The organism is Streptomyces sp. NBC_01439 (assembly GCF_036227605.1).
Taxonomy (GTDB): Bacteria; Actinomycetota; Actinomycetes; order Streptomycetales; family Streptomycetaceae; genus Streptomyces.
This window is the reverse complement of record NZ_CP109487.1, coordinates 109,181-134,871: the sequence shown is the minus strand read 5'-3', so window position 1 is coordinate 134,871 and position 25,691 is coordinate 109,181. Positions and strand designations below refer to the sequence as shown.

General features: G+C 68.8%; 26 protein-coding genes and 1 pseudogene. 16 read left to right on the top strand and 11 right to left on the bottom strand.

The window, feature by feature from the left end; translation table 11 throughout:
* The first annotated feature begins 148 nt into the window (after window positions 1-148).
* A complete protein-coding gene (locus OG207_RS00745; protein WP_329094848.1) occupies window positions 149-430 on the top strand; it encodes a hypothetical protein in 282 nt (93 codons plus the stop codon).
* Window positions 431-623: 193 nt separating this feature from the next.
* Here the strand turns inward: OG207_RS00745 and OG207_RS00740 are convergent, their stop codons facing one another.
* The gene (locus OG207_RS00740; protein WP_329094846.1) at window positions 624-1,202 is read right to left on the bottom strand and encodes an AAA family ATPase; all 579 of its coding nucleotides are present in this window, start codon (window positions 1,200-1,202) and stop codon (window positions 624-626) included.
* A gap of 23 nt (window positions 1,203-1,225) precedes the next feature.
* A complete protein-coding gene (locus OG207_RS00735; protein ID WP_329094845.1) occupies window positions 1,226-1,444 on the bottom strand; it encodes a hypothetical protein in 219 nt (72 codons plus the stop codon).
* Window positions 1,445-2,187: 743 nt separating this feature from the next.
* Between OG207_RS00735 and OG207_RS00730 the strand changes: the two genes are divergently transcribed.
* From OG207_RS00730 to OG207_RS00720, 3 genes are all read left to right on the top strand, one after another.
* Window positions 2,188-2,370 carry a hypothetical protein gene (locus OG207_RS00730; protein WP_329094843.1) on the top strand — a complete coding sequence of 61 codons (183 nt, stop codon included), beginning with the start codon at window positions 2,188-2,190 and terminating at the stop codon, window positions 2,368-2,370.
* 707 nt (window positions 2,371-3,077) lie between these two features.
* Entirely contained in the window at window positions 3,078-4,331 is a 1,254-nt protein-coding gene (locus OG207_RS00725; protein WP_329094841.1) for a protein-glutamine gamma-glutamyltransferase, read from the top strand.
* Between the two features lie 232 nt (window positions 4,332-4,563).
* Complete coding sequence (locus OG207_RS00720) at window positions 4,564-4,917, top strand: LppU/SCO3897 family protein (protein ID WP_329094840.1); 354 nt, start codon at window positions 4,564-4,566, stop codon at window positions 4,915-4,917.
* A 452-nt stretch (window positions 4,918-5,369) separates the two neighbouring features.
* On the opposite strand, the gene OG207_RS00715 is transcribed toward OG207_RS00720, so the two are convergent.
* Window positions 5,370-6,644, bottom strand: a complete 1,275-nt coding sequence (locus OG207_RS00715) for a DUF1266 domain-containing protein (protein WP_329094837.1) — start codon at window positions 6,642-6,644, stop codon at window positions 5,370-5,372.
* Between the two features lie 368 nt (window positions 6,645-7,012).
* Between OG207_RS00715 and OG207_RS00710 the strand changes: the two genes are divergently transcribed.
* Both OG207_RS00710 and OG207_RS00705 read left to right on the top strand, forming a co-directional pair.
* The gene (locus OG207_RS00710) at window positions 7,013-7,561 is read left to right on the top strand and encodes a hypothetical protein (RefSeq protein WP_329094835.1); all 549 of its coding nucleotides are present in this window, start codon (window positions 7,013-7,015) and stop codon (window positions 7,559-7,561) included.
* Between the two features lie 924 nt (window positions 7,562-8,485).
* Window positions 8,486-9,037 (top strand): YceI family protein, encoded by a 552-nt coding sequence (locus OG207_RS00705; protein ID WP_329094833.1) that lies wholly within the window; start codon window positions 8,486-8,488, stop codon window positions 9,035-9,037.
* A gap of 263 nt (window positions 9,038-9,300) precedes the next feature.
* Here the strand turns inward: OG207_RS00705 and OG207_RS00700 are convergent, their stop codons facing one another.
* Together OG207_RS00700 and OG207_RS00695 are read right to left on the bottom strand one after the other, a co-directional pair.
* The gene (locus OG207_RS00700; RefSeq protein WP_329094832.1) at window positions 9,301-10,029 is read right to left on the bottom strand and encodes an SDR family oxidoreductase; all 729 of its coding nucleotides are present in this window, start codon (window positions 10,027-10,029) and stop codon (window positions 9,301-9,303) included.
* A gap of 135 nt (window positions 10,030-10,164) precedes the next feature.
* Entirely contained in the window at window positions 10,165-10,314 is a 150-nt protein-coding gene (locus tag OG207_RS00695) for a hypothetical protein (RefSeq protein ID WP_329094830.1), read from the bottom strand.
* Between the two features lie 455 nt (window positions 10,315-10,769).
* Between OG207_RS00695 and OG207_RS00690 the strand changes: the two genes are divergently transcribed.
* The 3 genes from OG207_RS00690 (at window position 10,770) to OG207_RS00675 (ending at window position 13,125) form a co-directional block, all read left to right on the top strand.
* Window positions 10,770-11,570 carry a bestrophin-like domain gene (locus OG207_RS00690; protein WP_329094828.1) on the top strand — a complete coding sequence of 267 codons (801 nt, stop codon included), beginning with the start codon at window positions 10,770-10,772 and terminating at the stop codon, window positions 11,568-11,570.
* A 451-nt stretch (window positions 11,571-12,021) separates the two neighbouring features.
* Window positions 12,022-12,369: a hypothetical protein gene (locus tag OG207_RS00680; protein ID WP_329107384.1), complete on the top strand. Its 348-nt coding sequence runs from the start codon at window positions 12,022-12,024 to the stop codon at window positions 12,367-12,369.
* 312 nt (window positions 12,370-12,681) lie between these two features.
* A complete protein-coding gene (locus tag OG207_RS00675) occupies window positions 12,682-13,125 on the top strand; it encodes a hypothetical protein (protein ID WP_329094826.1) in 444 nt (147 codons plus the stop codon).
* A gap of 341 nt (window positions 13,126-13,466) precedes the next feature.
* Here OG207_RS00675 and OG207_RS00670 read toward each other — a convergent pair whose 3' ends face one another.
* Window positions 13,467-14,231, bottom strand: coding sequence for a hypothetical protein (locus OG207_RS00670; protein ID WP_329094824.1), 765 nt, complete (start codon window positions 14,229-14,231; stop codon window positions 13,467-13,469).
* A 452-nt stretch (window positions 14,232-14,683) separates the two neighbouring features.
* Here OG207_RS00670 and OG207_RS00665 point away from each other — a divergent pair, with 452 nt between their 5' ends.
* A complete protein-coding gene (locus tag OG207_RS00665) occupies window positions 14,684-14,917 on the top strand; it encodes a hypothetical protein (protein ID WP_329094822.1) in 234 nt (77 codons plus the stop codon).
* A gap of 171 nt (window positions 14,918-15,088) precedes the next feature.
* On the opposite strand, the gene OG207_RS00660 is transcribed toward OG207_RS00665, so the two are convergent.
* Together OG207_RS00660 and OG207_RS00655 are read right to left on the bottom strand one after the other, a co-directional pair.
* Complete coding sequence (locus OG207_RS00660) at window positions 15,089-16,846, bottom strand: FG-GAP repeat domain-containing protein (RefSeq protein ID WP_329094821.1); 1,758 nt, start codon at window positions 16,844-16,846, stop codon at window positions 15,089-15,091.
* A gap of 429 nt (window positions 16,847-17,275) precedes the next feature.
* Window positions 17,276-18,130, bottom strand: coding sequence for a class I SAM-dependent methyltransferase (locus tag OG207_RS00655; protein ID WP_329094820.1), 855 nt, complete (start codon window positions 18,128-18,130; stop codon window positions 17,276-17,278).
* A gap of 392 nt (window positions 18,131-18,522) precedes the next feature.
* Between OG207_RS00655 and OG207_RS43955 the strand changes: the two genes are divergently transcribed.
* From OG207_RS43955 to OG207_RS00640, 4 genes are all read left to right on the top strand, one after another.
* Complete coding sequence (locus OG207_RS43955) at window positions 18,523-18,999, top strand: Mu transposase domain-containing protein (RefSeq protein WP_443072854.1); 477 nt, start codon at window positions 18,523-18,525, stop codon at window positions 18,997-18,999.
* 308 nt (window positions 19,000-19,307) lie between these two features.
* A complete protein-coding gene (locus OG207_RS00650) occupies window positions 19,308-19,751 on the top strand; it encodes an ATP-binding protein (RefSeq protein ID WP_329094819.1) in 444 nt (147 codons plus the stop codon).
* Window positions 19,748-19,963, top strand: coding sequence for an ATP-binding protein (locus OG207_RS00645; protein WP_329094817.1), 216 nt, complete (start codon window positions 19,748-19,750; stop codon window positions 19,961-19,963). The genes OG207_RS00650 and OG207_RS00645 overlap by 4 nt, the downstream gene beginning before the upstream one ends.
* A gap of 132 nt (window positions 19,964-20,095) precedes the next feature.
* The gene (locus OG207_RS00640) at window positions 20,096-20,425 is read left to right on the top strand and encodes a hypothetical protein (protein ID WP_329094815.1); all 330 of its coding nucleotides are present in this window, start codon (window positions 20,096-20,098) and stop codon (window positions 20,423-20,425) included.
* Window positions 20,426-20,851: 426 nt separating this feature from the next.
* Here OG207_RS00640 and OG207_RS00630 read toward each other — a convergent pair whose 3' ends face one another.
* Window positions 20,852-22,027, bottom strand: coding sequence for a GDSL-type esterase/lipase family protein (locus OG207_RS00630; protein ID WP_329094813.1), 1,176 nt, complete (start codon window positions 22,025-22,027; stop codon window positions 20,852-20,854).
* A 35-nt stretch (window positions 22,028-22,062) separates the two neighbouring features.
* Complete coding sequence (locus tag OG207_RS00625) at window positions 22,063-22,632, bottom strand: TetR/AcrR family transcriptional regulator (RefSeq protein ID WP_329094811.1); 570 nt, start codon at window positions 22,630-22,632, stop codon at window positions 22,063-22,065.
* Between the two features lie 691 nt (window positions 22,633-23,323).
* On the opposite strand from OG207_RS00625, the gene OG207_RS00620 reads away from it, so the two are divergent.
* Entirely contained in the window at window positions 23,324-23,584 is a 261-nt protein-coding gene (locus OG207_RS00620; RefSeq protein WP_329094810.1) for a hypothetical protein, read from the top strand.
* A gap of 87 nt (window positions 23,585-23,671) precedes the next feature.
* Here the strand turns inward: OG207_RS00620 and OG207_RS00615 are convergent, their stop codons facing one another.
* Window positions 23,672-24,253, bottom strand: a complete 582-nt coding sequence (locus tag OG207_RS00615) for a DUF4240 domain-containing protein (protein ID WP_329094808.1) — start codon at window positions 24,251-24,253, stop codon at window positions 23,672-23,674.
* 588 nt (window positions 24,254-24,841) lie between these two features.
* Here OG207_RS00615 and OG207_RS00610 point away from each other — a divergent pair.
* A pseudogene (locus OG207_RS00610) lies at window positions 24,842-25,506 on the top strand (transposase); the annotation flags it as partial.
* Window positions 25,507-25,691: the final 185 nt, after the last annotated feature.

Genomic DNA, 25,691 nt, shown 5'->3' with positions numbered 1-25,691 from the left:
ATGTTGATCCGAAAGGGCGATGCCGCGTAGGCGTCCCAAGGCCGTCCGTGCAGAGCTGTGGCGGCCACAATGGCAGTATCCGGTTCTGAGGATCCCCGGTGTCTCCGCGCGGACTCGTGCAGCGATCCGCCGGGTCGAAGACCAGGAGATGTGGCCCAACGCGGTCGCCAAGGCACTCTCGTGCTTCGAGCGGGCTTTCAAGAAGCCCGGACGCTACCTGGACGCCTCCGCGTTTGATTCGCCCGGGGTGGGAGACGCCCGTGATGACCTGGAGTGGGCGATGCTGTATCTTCCGCCCGGAGCCAAAAGGGACTTGGGTCGATTGATCACGCGTATCGATGAGGAATTCGAGCGCCGCACCTTGCCGGAGCCCAACTACAACCAGTTGGCGACGACGCGCTGGTGGTGGACCAGAATGCGTGAACGCTGACGGTCCCCCAGGTCCCCACCCCTGCCTGTAATCGAACGAACCCGTCACCCTCCGCGACCGCTCCCCAAGATCTGTGCCAGAACCTCGAACCCATCGACATTGATCACGCGGCGGTACCCCTGGCGGGGTGGGCACCGCTGGTGGGTGGGGCCCGGGGGATTCCGGCCTTCCGTCGGGCTTCCAACCGAGGGACTTATCCCGGATGGCTGAGTGACGGTTGTGGTGTTCGAAGGAATGCCTGGATCTCGTCGGTTCCGGGCGTGTAACCGTCCGATGTGTCCACGACGAGGGTCGGTACGTTGAGGCTGATGGCTTTGAACCGCTCCGGGTCGTAGGCGCCGGCTTCCATGTCGGCGAGGAGGGCCTGATCGCCGTGGGCCGCCCGGTGGCTGTCGGTGCGGGCGCGCTCGGCGATGCGTTCGGTGATGGTCAAAGTGGGTGTGGTGCATCGGATGATGCGGAGGTCGGCGAGGTCCAGGAGGGTTTCCAAGCCTGGTCGCCAGAGCCGGTCCTGGAAGGCCGCCTCGGCGACGAGGGTGACTCCCGCCTGGACGAGGATGGTGATGGTCTTGAAGAAGACGTTCAGGGTGGGGATGTTGAGGGGGCCGTCGCCGACGGTTGGGTGATGTGGGGTGCTCATGACCATGCCCTGTTTGATCTCGTCGCGGATGATCGCTGGGCAGCCCAGCTGCTGGGCGAGGGTGCGAGCGAGCGTGGTCTTCCCTGTGGCGGGAGGGCCGCTGACCACGACGAGGGTCGGGCGGTTTTGCATGGGCGGCACTCCGATGCAGGCAATCACGACTGGTCAGGACGGAGATCAGCGGCACCTGGCCGCTTCTGGAGCTGGAAGGCGATGAATCCGGGCTGGTGGGCCAGTTTCTCGTAATCGGTCGGATGGTGGTGGATCATCGAGTGGGCGGGTTGGTGTTCGATGAGGCGGTCGACGGCGAGGCCCGCGGCGGTGAACTCGTCGAACCATGCCTGGAGGGGCTGACGCGAGTAGGGGTGGGTCATGCCGTCTGACCAGGATTCCTCGCCAAGGCGGGCGTCGAAGTAGCTGCCGCCGTCTGCGAGCCAGTCCGCGGTGGGGTGGCTGGTAGAGATGGTGATCCTCCCGTCGGGTCGTAGGACGCGTGTGAGCTCGGTCAGGGCGATGACGGCAGCCTCGTCGGCAGAGGCGTCGGCGAAGCCGTCATACGGTGCGTCAGCGGGCTGCCTGCGCGGCTGCCTTCAGCGGGATATCGGCCTCCGGACTCCGCCCGGTCCACGAGACGAGGCCGTGGGGGAGCAGACGATCGAGGAGGGCCTGGTCGGGCGGGCGGTGTGCGGTGAACGTGCGTGCAGGCGCCGCGGACGGCGTGTTCGTAGACGTGGGCCGTCGTGGGCAGGCCCAGGGCGCTGCGGGCATCGAGTCGCTGGTCGAAGTCGCGGAACCACTTCCGGTGCTCCTGCGCGAGGTTCCCACGGCTGGCCAGCGTCGGTAGAGGGTGTCTCGGTCGGGAGTGAAGGGGGTGGGGCTGCTCCGGTAGGCGGAGGTGACGCCGGGGACGAGGTGATCCGGTCCGCGGTCGGCGCGGCGGCTTTGAACCGGCCGGCGCAGGGCCGCCCGAGCGTCGCGGCTGGCGCCGACTCGAAGAGGGCCGGCTGGATGGCTGCCCGCGAGAAGAGTGCCGCGCAGTGGGAGAGGGACGCGGTCTGCGCGGACCTGCAGCGCCAGGGCTGGACGTTGAACCCGAACCCGAGGGGCGACCGCCCCGATGCCTCCTCCCCGTAGCTGCAAGCGCCAGGGCCGGTACTCGCTGGTGAGCACGCGCGGCAAGTCCCGGGTGCCGTCCACCGGCTCCGCTCTGACCGACGCGCAGACCTCCCCGACCCGGACCGGGCTGCAGCTGAACCTTTCCGACATCCCCCTCCCCGAGATCACCGTCCGCATCGGCTGACCCCTCACACAGAAGCTCACACCGTCTTCCTAGGACACCGCGCACGCTGCCGCCACCGGCGGCCTCGCCGAGAACTCGCTACGAAGAGGGCTTTACCAGCCGTTCTACGGAAGACGACGGCTCATGCCGGGGCTCGGCCGGCAGTGAGCCGACCGAGGTTCGCAAGGGGGAGTGGCGAAGACCTTGCGGTCCTCCCGGCGGGCAGAGTCGCGTCATTCCGGAGTTCCGCACGCTTCGGCCGGAGCGTCCGCGCCCGTATCGCCGCCGGCGCCCGACATTCCCCGGCGCGGTTGACAGTGCCGCCACAGGCCGTTCCGCGGGGCTTTGGAGGCGGCGGACTCCGGTCGCGCCGCGGATGGTGCGGCAGGGGTCAGGGGAAGGCTGCCGCTGTATGTACCGGCGCAGGGCAGGCCCGGTCCGCATGACCGAATACCACCCCATTGGCCTGCTGGCCGAATGTGGAGCCGCAGTGTTGTCGAGGAATCGGCTGCCGAGACATGATCACTTCTCGCACGACCTGACTATTCATTCGGGAACCGGAGCAAGAGCCCTGAAATCCCGACCGGTTCCGGTCTCTTGCCGCTCCCAGACTCATCGAGGCAAAGCGGGAGCCGGGAGCGTTTCGGCATCGGCAGCTCTTTTCTGCCGCCGCGCAGACGCTTCGCGCTCTCTCATGTCACTTTCAATGAAAGGAATTCCAGGCTTTCATGTACAAACGTTCAGGGTTCCTCGCCCTCACCACGGTGGGCATCGTGCTGTGCACCGCCGGTCTCACGCCTTCCGTAGGTCAGGCAGCCGGCGGTACCGGCGACGGGAAGGGTTCCTATGCCGACAGCAACGGCCTGACAGCGGATGACGTCAGGCTCATCAACGCGCTGAACGAAGAAGCCCTGGACTTGGGCCTGCCGGGCGAGACCTCCGGCAGGGACCTGCCGAGCGCCACCGAGTCCCTCAGGGCCTCCGCCGCGGCCGGCGACAGGGTGACGCCGCCCGCCGAGCCGCTGGACCGCATGCCCGACGCGTACCGGGCCCGTGGAGACAGGGCCACTACCGGGATCAGCAACTACATACGCAAGTGGCAGCAGGTCTACAGCCACCGCGACGGACGAGTGCAGCAGATGACCGAACAGCAGCGGGAGCAGCTGTCCTACGGGTGCGTCGGCGTCACCTGGGTCAATTCAGGGCCCTATCCGACGAACAAACTGGCCTTTGCGTCATTCGACGAGGAGAAGCACCGGAACGCTCTGGAGAACACCAGTCCCCGGCCGGGTGAGACACGGGCGGAGTTCGAGGGGCGCATCGCCAAGCAAAGCTTTGACGAGACAAAGGGATTCAACCGGGCCCGAGATGTGGCATCCGTCATGAACAAGGCCCTGGAAAGCGCCCATGACGAGAGTGCCTACCTGAGCAGCCTCAAGGCGGAGCTCGCGAAGAACGGCGACGCCCTCGCCGCCGAAGACAGCCGTTCGAACTTCTACTCGGCCCTGAGGAACACCCCGTCCTTCAAGGACAGGAACGGGGGCAACCACGATCCGTCCAAGATGAAGGCGGTCATCTACTCGAAGCACTTCTGGAGCGGGCAGGACCCCCGGAGTACCTCCGACAAGCAGAAGTACGGGGACCCCGACGCCTTCCGCCCCAACCAGAACACAGGCCTCGTCGACATGTCGAAGGACCGGAACACCTCACGCAGTCCTGCCAAACCCGGCGAAAGCTATGTCAACTTCGACTACGGCTGGTTCGGGGACCAAAAAGAAACAAACCCTGACAGCACGATATGGACCCACGCCAACCACTACCACTCGCCGGAAGGCGGTATGGGGCCCATGCAGGTATACGAGAGCAAGTTCCGCAGCTGGTCCTCCGGATACACGGACTTCGACCGCGGAACCTACGTCATCACCTTCATACCCAAGAGCTGGAACACCGCACCCGCCAAGGTGAAGCAGGGCTGGCCGTAACGACTCGCCCCCTCACGAGCGCGATTCTGCGCAACCACCGCTGAACGGCGCGGGGGCCGCTCCTCGGCCACGCCCGGTAGGAGGCCCCGACGGTCGGCCTCGGGGCCCGGGGCTCGACTGCAGGCCGGCCCGGGGGGCGTCTGTAGGCCGGGATCCGGCGGAGCGGCCCTGACGAGTCGACAGGATCACGACTCCGAGTCTAATTGGAAAGCGGAAGGGAAGAGTCCCTTCTGTGGTTTCAGGAGCCGATGACGTACGCGCGTTCGATCATGTACACGTCCCCAAGGAACCCTCCACGGCCACGCCTCCCGCGCCGCAGCCCCCCGAGCAGCCCGCCGCTCCTGACCCGGGCGAGGCCCCGGTGCACGCGGAGGCCGGCGACTGCGTCGTCGTCACCGGCCCGGAGAACGCACCCAAGGTCGAAAGCAAGGGCTGCACCGAGAAGGTGGCCGACCTCTGCAAGGTCGTCAAGGTCGTCGACAACACCTTCGACCTCGACAAGCGCAACGGCGTAGCCGACGCAGCCCTCGCGCAGCAGCTCGAGACGGACAAGTTCGTCCTCTGCATGGAGCCCGTCAAGAACTGACGTCCCACAGACGCCCCACACACGGCCCGCAGGGGCCGGACCCGCCGGGTCCCGCCCCTGCGACGCCCCTCACGGGCCGTCAGGCGGTGCGCCCACCCCGGGGACGGCCCTCAGACGGCTTCGGTCGCGAACGGCTCCAAGGCCAGCGGAGGCAGGATCAGGCCGGTCGCGCCGCGTACTTCGACCGCCCCCAGCGCCCTGCGGGTGCCCAGCCCCCGACAGGCCGGCTCGCCCAGCAGTTTCCTCCAGCCATTCCACGGAGACCGCCACGTGCTCTCCCGGTCGACGGCACGGGCAAGACCGTGGGCCACCCCTACCCCCGCACTGCGTGATCCGTACGCCGCCGTGGTCGATCACCGCAACCGGTCACGGTCGCCCGCGAGGCGGGCGTCGACGGCAGAGGCGTGACGAGGCATCCGCCGGCGCCGAACTGCGGTGCTGAAGCCTGATCCTCAGGTCCAGTCAAGCGTGCGCCACGGGCTGGCCGGGTCCGTGGTCAGGACACGGTGGGTCGCGAGGACCGTCTCGTACCACTCGCCGAACTCCTCCTCGTCGAAGTGGAGGCAGCGGCCCAGGATGTAGGCGGCCGAGAAGTCCTCCCACGAGCGGTAGTTGAGCTGGGCGAGACGGCCAGCCCGGACCACGGCCGCCTCCGCCTCCTGTAGGGAGCACAGGCGCGCGGCGAGTCCCCAGCGCGCCATGCCGGAGGCCCGGCCGTAGTCCCAGGCCTCGACGCTCCGGACGAAGCCGCCCTCGGGCAGCAGGCCGTCGGCGCGGAACCGCGCCTCGTAGCGGGCGATGCGGCCGATCAGCCGCTGACGGCCGGTCACCTGGCCCTCCAACTCAGCGGTGGTGACGGTGCGGCCCGGGGTGACGCCGTCCGCGGTCAGGCGGGGTGCGGCGGCGGCCTCGGCGCGCCGACGCACCACGTTTTCCGCGGCCTGGCGCCAGTGTTCGACGTCGACGGGGCCCGCGAAGTCCAGGGCCATGGCGCGGCGAAGTTGCAGGACGGACTCCCAGACCTGGCTGACCATCCCGGCTTGCAGCAGCTGTTCCTGCGTGTCCTGCCAGTCTCCGCGGGTGGTGACGCCCCACCAGCGTTCCAGAGTGCGCTTTTCGTCGCGGTAGCCGCAGCCGTGGTAGGCCATCGAGTTCCAGTAGCGCCCGTTGTGCACGTTGATGTGCGCTCCGGCCGCGAGACCGAAGGCGACGGAGCCGCTGCGGGGGCCGCCCACCTCCAGGGTGTGGACGACGTCTCGGGCCAGCCCCGGCCGTTCGACCGGGGCGGAGTGACGCTGCCACAGGGCGCGGCCCTCCGGCCCGGCCGGCAGGACGCCCTCGCAGGGGCTGCCGGGGTTGACGACGAGGTAGGGCGGGTCGTTCTGGTTCCACACTTCCGCGAACCAGCCCAGGTCGTAGCAGTTGTAGACCGGGTCGGCGACGGGCGGCGGGAGCATGCCGCCGGTGTAGACGGCCAGGCATATGCTCTGGGTCTGAGGGTTCCAGTAGGGGTGGAAGCGGGTGTTGCCCGCGTTCGCGTCGACGTACGCCCGCGACTGCATCATGTACAGGTCGGCCCGTGCGACGAGGTCGTAGTACGCGGGCCAGTCGCCGCGCGCCTTCGCCTCGTACAGCCCCCGCTCGACCGCGCTCGGCGCCTGCCAACCCTGCGCCGATGCCATCGGACCGGGCAGGGCTCCTCCCTCGTGACCTGCTGTCAAGCTCATGGGTAAACCCTAAGGGCTGGTCCAGTGCGGTCGGTGCGCCGGACCGTCGGGCGGGGCCGACCGGGGCGAGGTCGTCGACGCCGGATCACCACCGCTGACCGACCGCACGCCCCGTAGCCGACCGATCCGGGCGCCGCGCTGCGCGAGTCGGCGCGTCCGCCGCAACACCGTGAGGCGACCTTTGTCGAGCGCGCAACCCGGTACCGGCCCCCCGCTAAGGGCTCTCCCGTAGTCCGCCGCGCGCCCGCCGGGGATTGCGGGACAGCCCTTGGCTAGGTAGGAATCTGCCGGACGTTGGTTACACACGGGTCTCCGACAGTGAGGAGATCTCCCAGGCCCCCTTCGCCGCAACAGCAGCAGGACGGATCATGAACGTGAGGACGTGGGCACTGGCCGGGACCGCGGCCGCCGTGCTCCTGGGCGGCGCTTGGTACGTCTGGGAGAGCAGCGGCACCTCGCACACGGAGAGCCTGTGCGGGACCCCGTCCGGCGGCACGGATGTTGAGGTTGCGACCAGCGCCCAGGGCATCGCCGTGGTGGAGGCCGTCGGCGGGGCCGCGCACGATCCGCAGGCCGTCGGCGCCGAGAACCCCGACCTCGTCACGACGCCGGTACGGATCGTGGAGACGATGAAGGGGAAGTTCGCCCCGAGCATCGGGGTGTCCCAGCGGGTGGAACCCGGCGGGACACCCGGCTCCTTCAAGGTAGGCACCTCCAACCGAGAGGTGATGATGAAGCCGGGGGAGCGTTACGTGGTCGCCATCGGCCCCGGCGACCTGGAGGCCAGGCCGGGGACGACGACGTTCGCAACCCTGATCCAGCCCGCACACCGCGGTGCGGCCGGGGAGGCCGACTACTGGCGGAGCGTGATCGGGAAGGCCCCACCGAAGCCCGTCTGCGACGACACCGTCGGCTAGTGCTCTGACCGCATGGGTTTGCCGGTTTGCTCGTTGCGCTGGTTGGAAGCGACTACTTCCAACCAGCAGGGGGGCGGGATGGCACCACCGGTCAGGGCCCGGAGGCTAACGGGGCACGAGGGACGGAAGCTCCAGCGGATGGAACCTTGGGCAATGGATACGAGAAACGGCCCGCGCCTGCTCTGAGGTGCCCTGGGAGGGCCTCGATCCGGACGAGGCCCGCGCCTGCTGCGTGGGCGCGCAGAATTGAGCTTCGGCACCCGCGACGGGCTGTGGCCGATCGCGAGTACGGACCGGGGCGAATCCCTCTTCCTCGTCGAGGCGGACGGCAGCGCCCCGTGGCTCCTGATCGACGACGGCGGGGGCGGCTGGGCGAGGAACGACATGAGCTTCGCCGAACGGCTCTACCGCTACCTCATCGGCGAAGACATGGCTGGCCCCAACAGCTCTGCCTTCTACCCCGGTCCGGTACGGCTGCGCAGGCCACCTATAACTCCCGAAGAACGTCCGGAGCCATGGTTCGGGCCAGGCCGCGGCATGTATCTCTGCCCGCCACGACAAACACAAGGCATTTGTCGGACGGCACGGCAGACCAAGCAAGACGATCTCCAAGCACAGGATCGGGCCCCCCGCGCATCCGGTGAACTGGGAAAACACGAACAGGTTCGATCCCAATCCGACGCTGGAGGTCAGTCGGCAAGGCTAGCGGGCTCCCCTTCGAATGCAGTTTTCGAACAGGCATCGCTCGTGGACCGAGAACGAGGCCGGTCGCGGCGAGGCTGCGATCCAGGGCCATCGGTCAGGGTGTAATCCGCTGCAACTGCGCGCGTTCGGCGAGGTCGGGAGCGCCTGGCCCCTTAGCGTGAATCGGGAGCGATCCGGGCGGGCCGTCGTCGGGTCGTGATCCTACGGAGGTAGCTGCTCATGACCGTCCCGCTCCCCGAGCTCACGGGGGACTACGTCCTCGACCCGGCACACACCCGCATCGGGTTCGTCGCACGCCACGCCATGGTCACGAAGGTGCGCGGTGCCTTCCACCAGTTCGAAGGCGCCGCGCACCTGGACGGCGGCGACCCGGCCAAGTCCACCGGCGAGGTGATGATCAAGACCGAGAGCATCGATACCGGCGTCGAGCAGCGCGACCAGCACCTGCGCACCAACGACTTCCTGGACGCGCCGAACTTCCCCGAAATCGCCTTCCGCACCACCAAGGTCGAGGTGAAGTCCGACACCGACTACCGGGTCACCGGCGACCTCACGATCAAGGACACCACCAAGCCGGTCACCATCGACTTCGAGTACACCGGCAACGCCGTCGACCCCTACGGCAACCTGAGGGTCGGCCTGGAAGGCTCGGTGACCGTCTCCCGCAAGGAGTTCGGCATCACCTGGAACGCAGCCCTGGAAGGCGGCGGCGTCCTGGTCGGCGACAAGGTCGTTCTGGAATTCGACATCTCCGCGATCAAGCAGAGCTGAGAACCTCCAACCGACCGGTCACCGGGTCCAGGAAGCGATCAAGCGGCGCGGTCCTCGACGTCAGGGCCGCGCCGTTACGATGTCGAGCCGTTGGATGGTGCAGGCGGTGCCGCGTTTCCGTAGGTAGGTGTGGATCTTGCGGGACGAGTAGCCCTTGTTGAGGTGGGTCAGGAGCCGGTCCCGGGTCCCGTCCGCCGACCAGCGGCGGAACCGTTCAGGTAGCCCACCCGGAAACAGGTGCTCGCCCGTAGTTCGGGGAAGGTTCAGGCGAGCCAGTCGGCGTAGCGGGTGGGGGCGAGGTGGGCGTCCTTGTCGGTGAGGACGTCTCCCTTGACGACGGCGAACATGCCGGCGGTGGGGTCGGTGACGACGGTGCGGCCGTCGGACTTGTGGGACAGGGTGAACCGGCCCAACTCGTCCAGGGAGAAGACCTCGGGTCCGGCGATGCTGCGAATGCCCCCCAGCGGGGCGCCCGCAGCGACTTCTGCGACCGAGGCAGCCACGTCCCTGGAGGCGATCGGCTGGATCGGCGTGGCGGGCAGCCGGACGGTGTCGCCGTCGGTGGTCCAGGACAGGATCGCGTCGACGAACTCCATGAACTGTGTCGCGCGCACGATCGAGTAGGGGATCGATCCGGCCGTGAGGATGTCCTCCTGGAGCGCCTTGGCCCGGTAGTAGTCCAGCTCCGGCACCTGGTCCACGCCGACGATCGAGAGAATGACGAAGTGGCGCACGTCGGCCTTCTCGCCCGCGGCCAGCAGGTTGTCCATGGAGGTCCGGAAGAAGGAGAGGGAGGCTTCGTCGAAGGTCGGGGAGTTCGTCAGGTTGACGATGACGTCGGCTCCCGCCACCGCGTCGTCCAGTCCCTGGCCGCTGATGACGTCGACTCCGGTGGACTGCGAGTGCGGCACCGCCTCGTGCCCAGCGGCGTTCAGGTTCGTGACGACCTGCGACCCGATCAGCCCGGTACCGCCCATGACCGCGAACTTCATGACATGCCTTCCGTCGGGAGATGTGTCCGAAATATGACACATGATCCCTGCCGGAGCGTCTGATGCAAGGTCGGGGTCGCGGCGTGCGCCTCCTGCCGCAGGCCGGATTCCAGCGAGTAGTCAGCAACCGCTGAATCAGGCGCGCCTGGCGGCCCGGCACGGTCGTGGTTGTCGGCCGCCGCGCACCCGCGGGCGGCCGTCGCCGACCGACGGCTGGACGTCCCCCGCGACCTCGACCTCGACCTCGGCGACCGGGCCCGCGCGCTGGAGCATCGGAAGGCGCACGCGGCCACGCACTCCCCGATGGTGTTGCTGGTTGTGGAAGCGACCCTCCACGCGCTGACCGCACGGGCTGGACCGTCCACCACTACGGCGGCCCATGGGCCGGGCTGCGCGGCCCGGTCATGTGGGCGCTGCTGCTCGGCGCCGTGGCGGTCCCCGCGGTCACCTGTGTCCGCATGACCCCAGGCCCGGGCCGGTCGCCCGGCCCCGGGTGCGGTTCCCGGGATAGCGGGTGCGGGAGTCGCCGTGCGACCTGCGGGAACGTCCTCTCCGCCACGGGCGAGCGGTACCCGACCATGCTGTGGCGCGGGCACCGTCCGCCGCACAGCCCAACGAGCCTCCCCCGTGAGAAGGCGAATGAACGATTCCCTCGTTCCGAGGCGCTGCTGGTGACGACGTGCTCAGCGCGCACGCCGGGGTCGCCCGAGGCCCCTGGCCCTGCTGAAAGGTGCCTGTTCGTGCTGCTCGTCATCGCCGTCGCCGCCGCCGCCCTGCTCGCCGGTCTGGCTGCGAACCGATTCCTGCGGCCGCGGCTGCTCAACGAGGACGACGACACCGGCATGGCCGTCAAGGACCTCGTCGGGCCCCTGCTGACCCTCACCGTCCTGCTCCTCGCGTTCGTCCTGGTCACGGCCAACGGCTCCTACGGCAAGGCCGAGGTCGCCTCCCGCGGCGAAGCCCGCGCACTCGACCAGCTCGTCGAGACCGCCGAGTACGCGCCCGCGGCCCAGCGGGCACGCATCCAGGCCGACGCCGCCTGCTACGCCCGCGCGGTCCGCACCCAGGAGTGGCCCGCCATGGCCGAAGGAGACGGCTCGCCCGCCCCCAGCGTCTGGTCGACCGACTTCCGGCAGGCCTTCCGCGACCTACAGGGACAGCCCGTCTTCGGCATGCTGATCGCCGCCGACAACAAGCGCTCCGACGAACGAGAGGAACGCCTGACCCAGGCCACCGCCAGCATCCCCAGCGCCATCCTCTGGTTCCTGCTCGCCACCTTGACCATCACCGTCATCGGCCTCGGTATCTGCCTGCCCCGCAGGAACAACCGCGGCCAGGTGATCACCCTGGTGGTGATCACCGCACTGCTGACCACGACCCTGTGCATCATCAAGGACGTCGACCGGCCCTTCGGCGGCATCATCAACGTCGAACCGACCGCGATCACCGAAGCCGAACGGCAGGCCACCCGCGACTTCACCGCCAACCATCCGGCCACCGAACTGCCCTGCGACGACCAGGGCAACCGTCGCACCATCTGAGCACGAAGCAGGAGGCCGGCCCTTCAGGACCGGCTCTCCGCGCGTCCGGCCACAGGGGCTCCGGCACTTCCGCACGGACGGCAGCGCGGCGCGCGGCGCGATGGGTGAGGCGTACGCGCACCACCAGGGTCAGGCGGCTCTCCCAGTGGCGGTGACGGCCAGGTCGAGCAGGAGCAAGGTCGATCAGGATCCGGCGAAGTGGCTCCCGCTGTCCCCGGACGCGTCGTACCGATACGGCGCCGATTGGACCGCGCCCGACAACCACCGTTTCTGTGCCGCATCGGTGGACTCGTCGTCCGGCGCCCCAGTTCACAACAAGAAGTCCCCCCGCGTCCAGGGTCCGGAGCCAGGGAGCGGAACCGGTGGCGTTCCTGGTCGTCGGGGGACTGGGGCGCACACCGCTCCGGGGCCCCTATGGGTTTGGTCAAGGCGGTGGGGCGAGGATGGCGCCATGAAGATCTGGTTCCGTGCCTATGACGAGGATGAGGATCTGTGGCAGTACTTCGAGGCGGATGGTGAGGGCTGGGCGGTCCGTCAGGTTGAGATTCGGGGGGTGGACTCGCGACCGGTGACGGCCGCGTCCCTGAAGGAGGTGCTACATCTGCGGGATCACTGCGATCGGGCGGCGATGAGCCGGTATGAGCAGCAGTACGGAGTTCTGGCGGACGGCAGGGTCTTTGACGGCTGGGAGGACGAACTGGATGCCGATGAGCTCTTCGTTGAAGAGTTCGAGCAGGTGTGGGCTCGGGCGAGGCACGCCCTTGGCGATCGGGCTGACGTGGCGGGTCTCGGTTCGTAGAGGGTGCCGTCGCGGAGCACGCGAAGAGCACATCGGCCCGTCGTCTCGCGAGGCAGAGCAGGGCTCGGGTGTGGTGCCGTACTCGTCGTCTCCGAGGAGCAGTACGGCTGGAGCGATCGGCAGATCCAAGCCCACCCCGCACCGGCCCGTCCCTGGGCACCATTCGCACGCTGCGGCTGAGGTCGCTGGCGCGGAAGCAGCAAACCTCCCGATGATCCTCCGGCCGTCCTGAGGATCTCTCACCTGTGCCTCCGCTCCGGCACCGGCGGCCGCTACCCTGACGGCTCTCCGGTACCGGAAGGCGGCCGCACCATGCCCGATCAGCCCCACACCGCCGAGGACGGCGAGGTCCCCCCGACCGCCCGGCGGCGCGCCACGAAAGTCGCCAAGACGATCGCTGTGGGGGCCCTCGCCGTCGGCGCGTTCGCTCTGCTCGGCAGGCGCGGTGGCGGGCAACCGCCCGCCACCGACGAGGCGCCAGAGCGGGAGCGGGCCCCGGAAGCCGAGTTCGCCGCCATCGTGCGCGAGGTCGCCTCGGGCAGAGGCGACATCAAGGTCGCCTCCGTCAACGGCTTCGCCGCGGAACTGAGGATCCGGTCCCGGTCCAGGCGCAGCTACGGCCAGGCTCACGTGCACTACGACGCTGAGACGGGCCACGTGGGGGCCGGGGACATGTACGGGGGTACGGCCAGGCTCCGGGGGTTCGTGCGCGAGCTGGAGGAACGCCTTGGCGAGGTGTGGCCTGTCGGCGTCTGACCGGGCCCGTACAGGTCCGGGGCGCGGGCAAGGGGCGTCACGGTTTTCGGTGGTTCGGCGCGGACCGGTCACGCACGGTCCGCCGATCCCTCACGGGCCGACGTGGCCGGCCGGCCGCGGTCACTTCGGCGGCAATGTCCTGGCCGTGCTGATGCAGGGCGCGGACTGGCCGCGGATGGCCCGCCGGTCTGCAGCGTGCCGTAGCGTGCCGTGTCGATCTCGGGGTGTCCCTGCCGCAGACGGGACTGGATGACGGCGGATGACGGCCGGGGTCCACCAGGCCGTCACCGCGAACGCGGCATCAAGACGGAAGGCACCGACCGCTGGGCCGTACACCGGGTTCAGAGTCCCTGAGCGGCCCGAAGACGGTCGACCTGGCGCAGGACGGGCGTCTCGGAGACACCCAGGTAAGGTTCCGCCCCCGTCGCCGAGAGGTCGGTGACGCACACGCCGACCCGGGCCACGATGCGGTCGATGACCTCGGCGGGGCTGGTGGAGCCCGCATCGGTCATGGTCATCCGGATGCGCAGGGTGTCCTCAGGGAAACCCACCGTGTCGAGGTCTTCGTACCGAATCGTCACCGTGCGGCCGTCCTCCTCCACCGATGGACAGCCCGCGAGTGCCGTGCGCAGCCGGCCGAAGACCGTCACGGCATCGGTCCCCGCGTAGGACGACAGGAAGTTGACCGTCGGACTCCCCGCCTCCTCGGTGTCGAAGGTCTGGGAGACGGCGGCGTGGGCGCCCCGCTGGCCGAGCAGACCCCACATGGCGGTACATGGGGCCGACAGTTCGGTCGGGGACAGCGGCCTCACCTCGACCTCGTCCAGGCTGCGGGTGCTGCTCCCGTCCTCCCGGACCCCGGCGGTCTCGCCCGGCTGCAGAGCCAGATCCACCAGTCGCGCGGTATCCGGTACCTCGCCCGCCGCCCTCGGCGTCGGCAACGCAGCGGTGGGCGCCGGCTTCGAGGGGGCGGGCGCGGCGGAGGTGCGCGTGCCGTCCGTCGGGTGGCCGGCGTCGCCGGGTGCGGGGGTGCCTCCGCAGGCGGAGAGCAGCAGGTAGCCAGCCGTGACCAGTGCGGCGGAGAAGACGAGACGGTACTCGGACACGCGAAAACCCCCCAGAGCGCGAACGGACCTGAACGGTCCGCCCCGCACTCTAACCACGCCCTGTCTCCCCCTCCCCGGGGAGGGGGAGACAGGAAGCGGCCGTCACAGCGTCCACGTCTTCCACACGTCCCGGACGACCTCATCCGGGAGGCGCGCCACCGCGGCATGCTGACTCAGGCACCGGCGGCCGACCCGATAGGGTCCGACTTCGTCCCGGAAACCGTTGCCATCGAGCGCCTGGCCCCGCTCAGGGAAGCGCTTGAGGTGCCACGGGCCCTCAACGGGATCCTCACACGGGAGTTCCTGCGCTCAGTGCAGCCGGCCGCGGTCACAGGCCTGAGCCTGAGCACTGGGACGGAGCGAGCGCACACACCGTCGCCCTGCGCCTGAACCGTCTGACGGCCGACACCCCTTGGAAGCAGGCCACCGGAACGGCCCTGGTGGGCCGTCTCGTGGACGCGACCCTGAACGCCCTGACCACGCCGCGGACCGCGCGACCCGCGTCCACGTCCCGGCTGTGGGCCGACCGGGCCGGGCGTGAGACCGTCGCCTTCTCCTTGAGCCTGCCGGCCGGAACGGTGGTGCTGGCCGGTGTGCGTGACGCGCGGGCGCCCTGCTGCTCGAACTTCGTCCGGCTCAGCCGCCGTTGCAAGGTGACGATCTCTCGGCGGGTTCTCTCGTCCTGACACAGGACCTGGAGGAAGCCCAGGTGGCCCGGTTCCCCGCCGTGGGCCTGGGCCAGGCGGGCATCAAGGGTCTCCAGCAGCCCGATACGGGCCCGTTCCAGCCGGACTTGATGCCGGTAGACGGGCCCGTGCCGTCGCTGCCGCGCGATCGAGCGGCCGGGCCGCAGAATTTCAGACGATGTTCTTATAGAGGTCCCAACCGGTGCCGAACTTCACCCGGGCGGCGAACGTCGCGGTGCCGGTCTTGCCCGTCGATGAGTATCGGTACACGACGCCGTTCGGGAGCCGGCAGAGCAGGTCACCCTTGCTGTCGCCGTCGATGTCACCCGGGACGAACAGCTTGTCGTACTGGTCGAAGCCGCTGCCCACCTGCTCCCGGGCGGCGAACGGCGCGGCGGCCGTGCCCGTCCCCTTGAAGAGGAACAGGCGGCCGGAGGTGTCCCGAGCGAGCAGGTCGGGCCGTCCGTCGCCGGAGTAGTCGCCCGCGCCGACGAGCGCGTCGTAGCCGTTCCAGCCGGTGCTCACCTTGATGCGCGCGCCGAACTTGGTGACCAGTGCACCGTCGCCGGGGTGGAGCCACAGGGTGCCGCCGGAGTCGCGGCTGAGGAGGTCGCCCTTGCCGTCGCCGGTGAGGTCGCCGGGGCCGACCGTCACGGTGTAGTTCCACGTCGTGCTCACCCGCTCGCCCTGGATGTACAGGTCGCTGCCGATGTTCTGCACGTAGGTCGCGTGGTTGCGGCTGTTGAGCCCGGTGGCGTACGCGTTGCGGGAGCCGGGCGTCTCCTTGCCGGCCCAGACCGGCGGCGTCCGGTAGTCGCCGTTGGCCAGGGCGCTGTACTTGGCGAGGTCGTTGTCCGCTTCGGTGCCGAGGTTCTGCGCCTTGCCGTAGAGCGGCGTGGTGCCCGCGCCGACGATGAACTTGTTCAGCTCATAGCCACTGCCGAAGTACGCGGGTCCGGCGAACTTGCCGCCGCCGACCGACTTGAACCAGTACTCCACGCCGTCGCGGTCGCGGGCGAGCAGGTCGCTCAGGCCGTCGCCGTCGCCGTCATCCGAGCCGGTGATCACGTTGTAGGTGTTCCAGCCGTCGCTGACCTTGACGCGGGCCTTGAGTGGGGCGGTGGCGCTGCCGGCCCCCTTGTGGAACCACAACTCACCGCTCAGTGTGCGGGTGAGGACATCGCCCAGGCCGTCGCCGTCGACGTCGCCGGCCCCGACCAGCTGGTCGTAGATCCCCCAGCCCGAGCCGACCTTGACCCGGCCGTTGAAGGGTTTGCTGACGGTGCCGGTGCCGGTGTACAGCCACAGGTCGCCGGCATGGTCGCGGGCCAGCAGGTCGGGGTGGCGGTCCCCGGTCAGATCCCCGGTGGCCATGACGCGGTTGTAGATCTGCCAGCCGCGGCCCGACCACAGCGGCGCCGACGTGCTCGTCAGGCCGGCCTCGTAGAGCGTGAGCACGCCGTCGAAGGAGAGCGAGAGCAGCTCGGCCTTGGTGGTGCCGCCCACGTCGCCCACCGGCAGCAGGTCCTTGAACGAGGCGCTGGGGTCGGGGTCGGTCTTGAAGATCGTGTATTCGCTCCAGGTCTTGATCGACGACAGGTAGACGGCCGTGGTCTGGTCGTACTCCATGACGATCATGTCGCTGATGCCGTCGCCGTCGACGTCGTGCCGCGGCTTGGCGGCGGCCAGCGGCGCCGGCCCCGTGGCCCGGCCGGGCAGGACGACGCTCGGGTACTCGCGATCCCCGCCTGGAGCGGCCTCGGAGACCGAATCCGCCGCCGGGCCGGCCAATGGCTGGACGGTGGCGGATTCGGGTATGCCGGGCCGCGGGGCAGCGCTGCTCGGGACGGCGGTCAGGGCGCTGACGGCCAGGGCCACTACGCCGCCAGCGGCCAGTGCACGCAGTCTTCTACGGTGCGATGAAGTCAAGATCCCCCCTGAGGATCGAGCCGGGACCCGCCCGGACACGTATCGCTGTGCGCTCGGAGACACACATCCACGTGTGAACGGTTCCCGCTTCCACCCGTGCCGCGCTCGACACGTTCGCAGAGTGCGGCGACGGCGGCCGGGATGACCTCCAGGAGCTCGGCGGCCTCCGGACTGAGCCCGGAGGGCGCCCCGGCGAGTACCTCCAGCCCGGTGGCGGCGTCCTCAACGGCTGCGCTGCTCCACCGGTTGGGCCCGGCGACGTCGCCGAGAGCGCACACGGCGAACACCGCGCTCTCGGCCAGCGGGTCTAGGGGGCTTGCGGTCCTGCGCGCCCCCTGTGGGCGAGCCCCGGCGGGCCGGGCGGGCGCGGGGTGGACAGAGGTGCATCCCAGGATCGCGAGCAGCCCGGGCCAGCGGCTGGGTCGTGTGTCAGTGCGCGGTGACCGAGTACGCGGCGAGTGCGCGGTTGCCGTGCGGCTTGGCAATGGCTCGGAGAACGTCGGTCTGACTCAGGACGAGCTGTCGTACCGGCTCGGGCAGCGTGGCCAGACACCCGTCGCTTCCCACCAGGTCGAGGCAGGCTGCGATTTCCCAGTCGCCGTCCTGAAGTTCTTCGGTATTGACCGGCTCGCTGCCGTCGTCCGTCCAGCCGGCCTCGGGCAGGAGCCGCAGCAGGCTCTCACGGGAGAAAGGTGTGCGGACGTTGCCCTCGCCGTGCGATCCCGCGGCTTCGGTCTGCCCCTGGATCAGCACGGCGAGCAGGTGCGCCAACTGGTCGTCAGAGGCAGGTGTCAGGTCCCACTCGGTGAACCACAGTCGCCGCGCCCACGGCCGTACCCGGGCCAGCGTGTCTCGCAGCTGTCCGAGCGATGTGAAGTACCAGGAGCAATGTGCGAGCACCACATGGTCGAAGGCGCTTTCGGGGAAGTCGACCGATGGGTCGAGGACGTCGGTGCCGAAGCGGAATTCGATGCGTGGCCCGAGTGGGCCCGCCGCGAGCCGGGCTGCCGATTCCCCGAGCGTGACCGGCGCCCCATAGGAGGGTGCGGCCACGTCAACGGCCACCACGCGCCCTTTGGGTCCAACTGCCTCTGCAAGGACGGCGGTCATGTCGCCCTGACCGCAGCCCAGCTCGAGGACGGTTGAGCCGGGTGCGATGTGCCAGCTCGCCACGAGCGCGGCACGGTGGCGAGTCTGGGACAGCTGGGTATCCGGGCTGTGATCGGCGGCGGCCATGCCGGACGCGAGCGAGGGGGCCTTGGCGAGGAGATCGGAGTGATTCACAAAGTCCTTGCTGATACTCGACGGGTCAGTGCGGCCGAGGGTATGAGCCGCACAGGCAGCAGCGCCTCCGATTTACTGGACATCCCCGGCACGACGGCGGCCCACCCTGCGGGTCGGGAGCGACCTCGTTGTCTGCCGTCGTGCTGCCGGAGGGGAATCGTGATCGGCGAGCAGTCGGGTGCCGACTCCGGGGTCGCCCCAGGTTCCCTCGTGAGCGGCCCGCGCGCGGAAGAGGCGGTGTCCTTTGAGCGGGCTCGGAAGATCCGTCCGGTGCCGGCACGTGCGGTCCTACGCTTGCCGATGAACCAGCCTGGCAAGCCCGAACCCGCCGATGAGGAGCAGCTCATGGCGGGCCCGCTGCTGCTCACCTTCCTGGTGGCGTTGCCCTTTCCCTGCCCGCTGCCGCATGGGGCGGTGATCACCAAGATGCTGCCCGGCGCGGTCGGCGGGCTCGGCGGCATGGAGACGGGTCCCTGTCCGGACGGGCCTGTTTCGCCGTCGCCGAGCTGGAGCAGACCCGCGTCGTCAGCCCGCAAGGACTCGTCTCCTTCGTTGGCAATCACTACTCCGTCCCGCCAGGGCTGGCCGGCGCCCACGTCACGGTCCGGATCCGCCTCGGCGAGGACGACCTGCATGTGGTCACCGCCGGCCGCGCGATCATCGCCCACCTCCGTCGGGCACCGGACGGGGCGGGGCTGACCATTCGCGACGCCAGACACGTCATCGCCCTCGAACGGGCAGTACTCGCCTCGTTCTCCGACAGGGCCCCCTGCCGCACCAAGGCACGCCGGCCCCGTCCGCTGCGGCCCAGGCGGAAACCGAGAAGCTTCGCGGCCGATCTGATTCAGACGTCGCGAACCGGGTCGTGATCGGCCTGTCCCACTACGCTGCCGTCGCCGACCGGCTCCGGTAGGCCCCCACCCACGAAGACCAGGAGCGTGAGAGCGAGTGACACCAAGCCGATGAGCGAAGCCCGCCGCTACCAGCAGCTGTGAGGCCACCTGTCCTATCTGAAACTCAACGACGCCGCCTAAGCCCTTCCCCGCGTCCTGGACCAGGCCCGCGCCGAGCGAATGACCCTCACCGCCGCCCTGGAGAAACCTCTCGAGATCGAAGCAGAGGCGACGGAGGCCCGCAAACTCTCCTCCCGACTCCGGTTCGCTTGCCTGTCAGAACCATGGACCTTGAACGACTCGACTTCGACTTCGCCGCCCAGCCCGGCGTCGACGAGAAGCTCATCCGCGACCTGGCCACCTTGCGGTTCCTCGACAACGCCTCCAACGTCCTGCTGGTCGGCCCACCCGGCGTCGGCGAGACCATGCTGGCCGTCGCACTCGCCCGCTTCGCGGTCGACGCCGGCCACCGCGTCGACTTCACCACCGCCGCCGAACTCGCAGCCAAGTGCCACAAGGTCGGCCTCGAAGGCCGTTGGTCAAGCATCATGGGGTTCTTCGCCGGCCCCCGCCTGCTCGTGATCGATGAACTGGGCCATCTCCCGCTGCCGGGCGAGGGCGCCTCCGCCCTCTTCCAGGCGATCAACCAGAGGTATCTCAAGTCGAGCACGGCCCTCACGACCAACGTCCCGGTATCGCAGACTGGGCCGGCGCCTTCGGCGATGTGACCGTCGCCGCTGTGATGCTCGACCGGCTCCTGCACCGCGCCGCCGTCGTCGGCATCGACGGGCCGTCCTACCGGCTTCGCTCGCACCAGTCCCACGCCGAGTCGATGACGCCGTCGTCGCCTGACCCGGCACCGCTCGCGCCGACGGCCATCCGGAACTGCCCGTACTGTGACAAGCCCGTCACCATCGTCGCGCTGCTGGCCCACACCTGAGGCCGCACGACTCACCATTCCAGCCGTAAGCGGGACGTGATTCCGATGCGCAGAAGCTGACACGGTCTGACGGGAATCGGCGCGACGCGATCAGCTGCCGTTCAGTACTGTCACATGGGAAAGGATGTGAACATGGCACTGGTCAAAAAGGGATCGCGGCTCATCACCGTGGATGGCACCACCTACCGGTGGCGACTCCGCGGACGGCCGACCTACGACCAGGGACTGGTCATGTCACCCCTTACCTATGCGGTCGAACACGCGCAGACTCCGGGCACCACCCTGGTGATCACCACCAACCAGCCGCACCCGAGCAACTGGTTCGGAACAGCCAGCATCCCGGTCCTGCACGCTCAGGTGGCTGACAGCATCCGCACCGCTCTCACCGACGGCTGGACACCCCAGAACCCCGGCTCCCCATTTCACCTCGACCAGTCAGCTGGCTTCGCCTCGCCCCACTGACCCACCCGTACTCAACGACTCGCCGACCCAGCCATCGGTGAGTCCTTCTGCTTTTCGCTCCCCACATTCCCCTGTTGGTTCACTCCGTGAACCAACAGGGGCGAAGAGCCGCAGTGGGGAAAATTCGAGATCCGCATCAGCGATCCTGCCGCGGTTCGCGATCTTTCTGCAGGTGCACCGTGGGCTCATGCTCGCCCGTGCTGGCGACACCGCCGGCGGTACCGCGCACGCCCGCGCGGCGCTGGACGCGCTCCCGCCGGAGAAGCACTCCCTGACCCTGCGTCTGCTCATGACGGAAGTCGAGCGGTCCCGACCCCGGCGGCGGGTTCTCCCAGACCATGCAGGCGGGCGGGGGGCTAGGGTGCGTGAGTTCGGGGGGCCGTGGTTTCGTTACCGGCGTGGGCGCCGCAGGCGGCCGGATCGTGCTCAGGCGGTGGGGGCGAAGGGCCCGTTGCCGGAGAAGACGAGCTTGGCGAAGTTCTCGCCGATGCGGACGTGTCCTTCGGGGCTGGGGTGGATCGCGTCGGGGTGCGGGAACTCGTCGTGGTCGTTCTCGCCGTAGAGGTCGAGTCCGTCGAGGTAGTGGAGGTTGGGGTCCTCGGTGGACCGCTGCTTGACGATGTCGGCCAGGACTTCGCGGACGATCGTGAGCGTCAGTCGCCCGGCGGCCGTCTCGGCCGGGTCTCCGGTGGCCTTGAACTTCAGGCTGCCGTCGGAGAGGTCCGGCATCAGCGGGCCGGGGGTGTTCTCGTGGGTCGGGCACAGGATGGGCGAGACGAGGAGCAGTGGGGTGGTGGGGTGCCCTTCGCGGATGGTGTCGAGGAAGCCGTGGATGGCGGGGACGAAGGCGCGCAGGCGCATGGCGTCGCTGTTGACGACGTTGATGCCGAGCTTGACGCTGATCAGGTCGGCCGGGGTGTCGCGCATCGCGCGCGCGGTGAACGGGTCCGCCATGGCGCTGCCGCCGAATCCGAGGTTGATCAGCTCCACGCCGCCGGTGTTCGCGGCCAGGGCGGGCCAGATGGTGCTGGGGAAGACGGCGTTCGAGCCGTGGCTGATGGAACTGCCGTGGTGCAGCCACACCCGGCGTCCGTTGTCCGGTGCGGGCTCGACGGGAGCGTCGGTGCGCAGGGCGATGACCTTGGTGATCTCCGCGTGCGGGAGCCAGATCTCGATGTTCTTGACGCCGGCCGGGAGGTCGGCGAAGTGGGCGGTGCCGGCCGGTCCGGGGGTGAACTCGGCGGTCTGGGCCTGCATGTCGGTGATGGTGCGCAGGTTCCCGCCGGCCACGGTGGCCTGCGCGGTGAGACGGCCGTCGACAAGGAGGTCGTAGACGCCGTCCGGCGGGGGCGGGAAGCCCCGGTAGACGCGTTTGGTGGGCAGGGTGTCCAGGTGGACGGTGGTGGCGGCGGTGCGGAAGGCCAGCCGGACGCCGGAGGGCTGGGCCTCGGCCACGGCCAGGCGGTCGTCAGGGATCTGGCGGCGCGCCCAGGTGGGCAGCCGGTGCGGGAGGAGGCCGTGGGCGGTCTCTTCCACGTCCAGGTGTCCGCGCAGGAAGCCGACGGTGATGGGGGTGGTGATCAGGTTCTGCTCGGTGCTCATCGTCTCAAGCCGTTCAAGCCGGTGGAGTGGGGCGGTCAGGGCGTGGGTCTGCTGCGCAGTGCGGCGTCGAGGCAGTCCAGGGTCCAGGTCCAGGACTGCTGTGCGGGTGTGGCCGTGTGCTCGAAGGCACCCGCCGCCTCCAGAGCGGCATAGCCGTGGAAAACGCTGCCCAGCATGCGGACCGCATGGGTCTGCTCCGGCTCGTCCAGGTCGTAGCCGCGCAGGATCGCCCGCGTCATCTGCGCATGCCGGACACCGGCACTGGCCGCAGCGGTCTCCGGGTCGAGCCGGTACCGGGCCGCTTCGTACCGGCCGGGGTGCGCTCGGGCGTAGTCCCGGTAGGCGTCCGCGAAGGCGATCAGGGCGCCCTTGCCCGCGCGCCCGGCGACGGCGTCGGAAACCCGGTCGGCGAGCTCCTCCAACGCGAACAACGCGATCCGGGTCTTGAGCTCGTGCGAGTTCTTCACGTGCGAGTACAGGCTCGCCGGTTTCACATCGAAGCGTCGGGCGAGCGCGGACAGCGTCACCTGATCGAATCCGGCCTCGTCGGCGAGTTCCGCGCCGGCGAGCGTCAGCCGCTCCGGATTCAGTCCCACCCTCGCCACAACCATCACCCTCTCTAGGTTTTCCTAGTGAGACCGTAAGTCTGCCTATAGTTTGTAGGCAAATTGATTGGTGCTTCAGTTTCGGTCTTAGGCTCCGCCTCCCGCTCTGGCCGTGCGTGGCGGTGGCAGGGGGTAAGGGCAAAGAGATCGGCAGCACCCGTCGACAGGCCGGCTGGTCAGGTTGGGGTCTGGCTCAGCCCGTGCCGATGGGGCGTGTGTGGGTGAGGCCCGGGGCCCAGAGCGCTCTCGGGGCAGCAGCCCCCCGGCCCGCCCCAACCCCACCGCTCGCCCCTGCCGGTCGGCGTGACCCAGGCGCGTTGGGCAGGGCACGGGGGATGGCGGAGCCGCTTCCGTTTCGGGATGCGGATCCCGGTCGCGGTGACGCACATCCGGTCCGCCCCGTGCGGGGCACCGGGCGAACTCGTCCTCGACGACGGCTGGCTGGACCTGGCCGTGCAGTGCGCCGGGGATCACGTACGCGAGACGCACTCAGGCGCGAACATCCTCGAGGCGCTCCAGCTCGTGCCCGATGTCGCCTTCCCGCCGACCGAATGCCACGACGTCGCCGAGTGGGTCGCCCGGTACAACACCGGAACGCGCCCGAGACCCGCGGTCCGCGATAGCGCCCGAGCTGCGGTTCTGCCTCTATCGCGAACGAGACTTCCGGGAGGAGCCCGGTTAAGTTCGGCTCGTGGACAACACTGAGATCACGATCAAGCTCACCTCTGACGAGGCACTCGTCCTCTCGGACTGGTTGGAGCGAGTTCAGATGACGGATCTCAGCCGTCTGGTCGACGATCCGGCCGCATGGGCCCCGATCCACAAGATCGCGGGAACGTTGGACAAGGCACTTCCCGGGATCTTCGCCGCTGACTACGCGGAGCGTCTGGATGCAGCACGGCATCGCCTTAGGGAGACCACGGGCAGCTTCGCCGACGAGCAAGAAGGCTGACCTGCACAGGCTTCCGTGAAGCAAGCCATCCAATTGAGAACGCTAAAGTCTCGGCGTTTTCCATCAACAACGCTGACTCGTCGCGCCTCACGCGTCTGCGCTGAGCGGGAACATGACGCTCAACCTTGGCAGCCTGCGGGCCGCCTCGTCTTCATCCCGAACGTCCCAGCGCTTCCCGGCCAGGCCCTGGCTGACCGCGTGTTCACCCCGCCGAGTCGCGACAGCCGCATAGAAAGCATCCCCGCACTCGTCGGGATCCCCGGTCACAAGCCCATGGGCTTCCAATGCCACATAGTCGAGCGATTCCCACCCGGGCCAGTCATCGCCCCAGGTCCTCCACGTTCGCCCCGCCAGGCGCAGGACCTCAGGAGTGTCAGCCAGAGCATCAGGGTCGAGCACGGCTCGCCCGAAGGCGTCTTTGCCCAGGCCGACCATCCAGAGGCCGAAGTAGCAGAAGTCGTCATCCGAACACCGGCCGCCGAAGATCCGCTCCGCCGCAGCCACCAGCTCCCAGGTGAAAGCCTGACGGGTCACCTGGTCGAGGCACATCTGGAATTCAACGATCTCCGCCAGCGGCCTGCGCGACAAATCAGAACGAAGCCGCGCATCCCTGCTGTCCGCCTGTAGGCGACACGTCTCTACAAGTTCCCAGAATTTCTCAAGGTTCACGAAGAGCACCCTCGCAGGCGCCACTGACAGCGGACGGGCTACCTGGCGCCATCACCTCTTCCGCGAAAGCCAGATCGTTTGAGATCGACCCCGGCAGCAGTCTCAGAACATCTGGCACCTATGCAAGTCAACGTCACGTCAACGCCGCCTGCGTTGCGACAGGACAACTGCCGTCTCGCGGAGGGGCAGGCCAGAGGTCTCGCCTTCCAGATGGAGTCGTCAGCCCTCGAAATAGGAGGATCCACCGAGGTGCTCCGCCCCAGCCGATGTCGACCTTCGCCGGCCGACTGTCCGATGGGATGGCCCAGTACAACGCCCGGAACGCCCTGGAAACCCGCGGCCCGCAACAGACGCGGCTCGTCGCGGAACGGGATGGCTTCACGCGCTGTTGGTGACGGGTAGCGCACCGACCTTGTGACAACCACTGTGCCTCAGGTGATCAAAGCAGCAGCTCAGCGGATGCAGCCGTTGACAACTATGGTGCTTCGACTCAGTGATTGAGCGATTCAGCTGGCGGATGGGCATTTCGAGTAGGTGGACTGAGCGCCCGAACGTCGGTACCCCGGGGGATCCGAAGCGCTCGGCCATGGTCAGCGGTTGCTTTACATTCCTGGCCGCACCGTCCACCACGCCTCCCGTGGCTACCGCGGAGACGGCAAGACCGATGCGAAGGACGCTTACGTCATCGCAGATCAGGCACGGATGCGTCGGGACCTCCAGTCCTTCGCCCAGGCCATCGCCGATGCAGCCGTCGCGGCGGCACGGTCCCAGCACACCGCCGTGGCTGAGGAGAGCACTGCTGCAGCTGTGGTCAACACCCTGGCCAGGGCAGTTTTGGCTCTGGACGATGAGATCGCTGGCATCGACGCGCAGATCGCGGTCCGTTTCCGTGAACATCGCGACGCGGACTTGGTTCTCAGCATGCCCGGCATGGGCCCGTTGCTGGGGGCGGAGTTCATCGCCTGCACCGGTGGTGACATGGACGCCTTCGGCAGCGCAGGCCGCCTCGCTGGTGTCGCCGGACTTGCACCGGTCCCGACTCCGGTCGCATCAGAGGCGACATGCGCCGGCCACACCGATACCACCGCAGACTCCTGCGCGTTTTCTACCTCTCGGCTCAGATCGCTGCCCGCTTCTGTCCCACGTGGAAGACGTTCTACGACCGCAAACGAGCCGAGGGCAAGAGTCACAAGCAGGCAATTCTCGCGCTCGCCCGCCGTCGTCTCGACGTTCTGTGGGCACTCATCCGGGACCAACGCCGATGGACAGCTTCATTCCACCGTTCCCCACGCCAAGGGCGACACTCTCCTTGTGGTGCACGGGAGGGCCGTAGGCCGCGGAGCTTGCGTCGTCGACGAGAAGCACTGGGACGGACCCTTCGACGGAAGGAACAGGCGAACCAGTGCTGGTGACGTCCCTCATCAACCCCGCCAGCAGC

Bases quoted from the DNA above. Each gene is read 5' to 3' on its own strand.
- OG207_RS00745 (WP_329094848.1), top strand. From the start codon at position 149: ATGTGGCCCAACGCGGTCGCCAAGGCACTCTCGTGCTTCGAGCGGGCT.
- OG207_RS00740 (WP_329094846.1), bottom strand. From the start codon at position 1,202: ATGCAAAACCGCCCGACCCTCGTCGTGGTCAGCGGCCCTCCCGCCACA.
- OG207_RS00735 (WP_329094845.1), bottom strand. From the start codon at position 1,444: ATGACCCACCCCTACTCGCGTCAGCCCCTCCAGGCATGGTTCGACGAG.
- OG207_RS00730 (WP_329094843.1), top strand. From the start codon at position 2,188: ATGCCTCCTCCCCGTAGCTGCAAGCGCCAGGGCCGGTACTCGCTGGTG.
- OG207_RS00725 (WP_329094841.1), top strand. From the start codon at position 3,078: ATGTACAAACGTTCAGGGTTCCTCGCCCTCACCACGGTGGGCATCGTG.
- OG207_RS00715 (WP_329094837.1), bottom strand. From the start codon at position 6,644: ATGAGCTTGACAGCAGGTCACGAGGGAGGAGCCCTGCCCGGTCCGATG.
- OG207_RS00710 (WP_329094835.1), top strand. From the start codon at position 7,013: ATGAACGTGAGGACGTGGGCACTGGCCGGGACCGCGGCCGCCGTGCTC.
- OG207_RS00705 (WP_329094833.1), top strand. From the start codon at position 8,486: ATGACCGTCCCGCTCCCCGAGCTCACGGGGGACTACGTCCTCGACCCG.
- OG207_RS00700 (WP_329094832.1), bottom strand. From the start codon at position 10,029: ATGAAGTTCGCGGTCATGGGCGGTACCGGGCTGATCGGGTCGCAGGTC.
- OG207_RS00680 (WP_329107384.1), top strand. From the start codon at position 12,022: ATGAAGATCTGGTTCCGTGCCTATGACGAGGATGAGGATCTGTGGCAG.
- OG207_RS00675 (WP_329094826.1), top strand. From the start codon at position 12,682: ATGCCCGATCAGCCCCACACCGCCGAGGACGGCGAGGTCCCCCCGACC.
- OG207_RS00650 (WP_329094819.1), top strand. From the start codon at position 19,308: ATGGACCTTGAACGACTCGACTTCGACTTCGCCGCCCAGCCCGGCGTC.
- OG207_RS00640 (WP_329094815.1), top strand. From the start codon at position 20,096: ATGGCACTGGTCAAAAAGGGATCGCGGCTCATCACCGTGGATGGCACC.
- OG207_RS00630 (WP_329094813.1), bottom strand. From the start codon at position 22,027: ATGAGCACCGAGCAGAACCTGATCACCACCCCCATCACCGTCGGCTTC.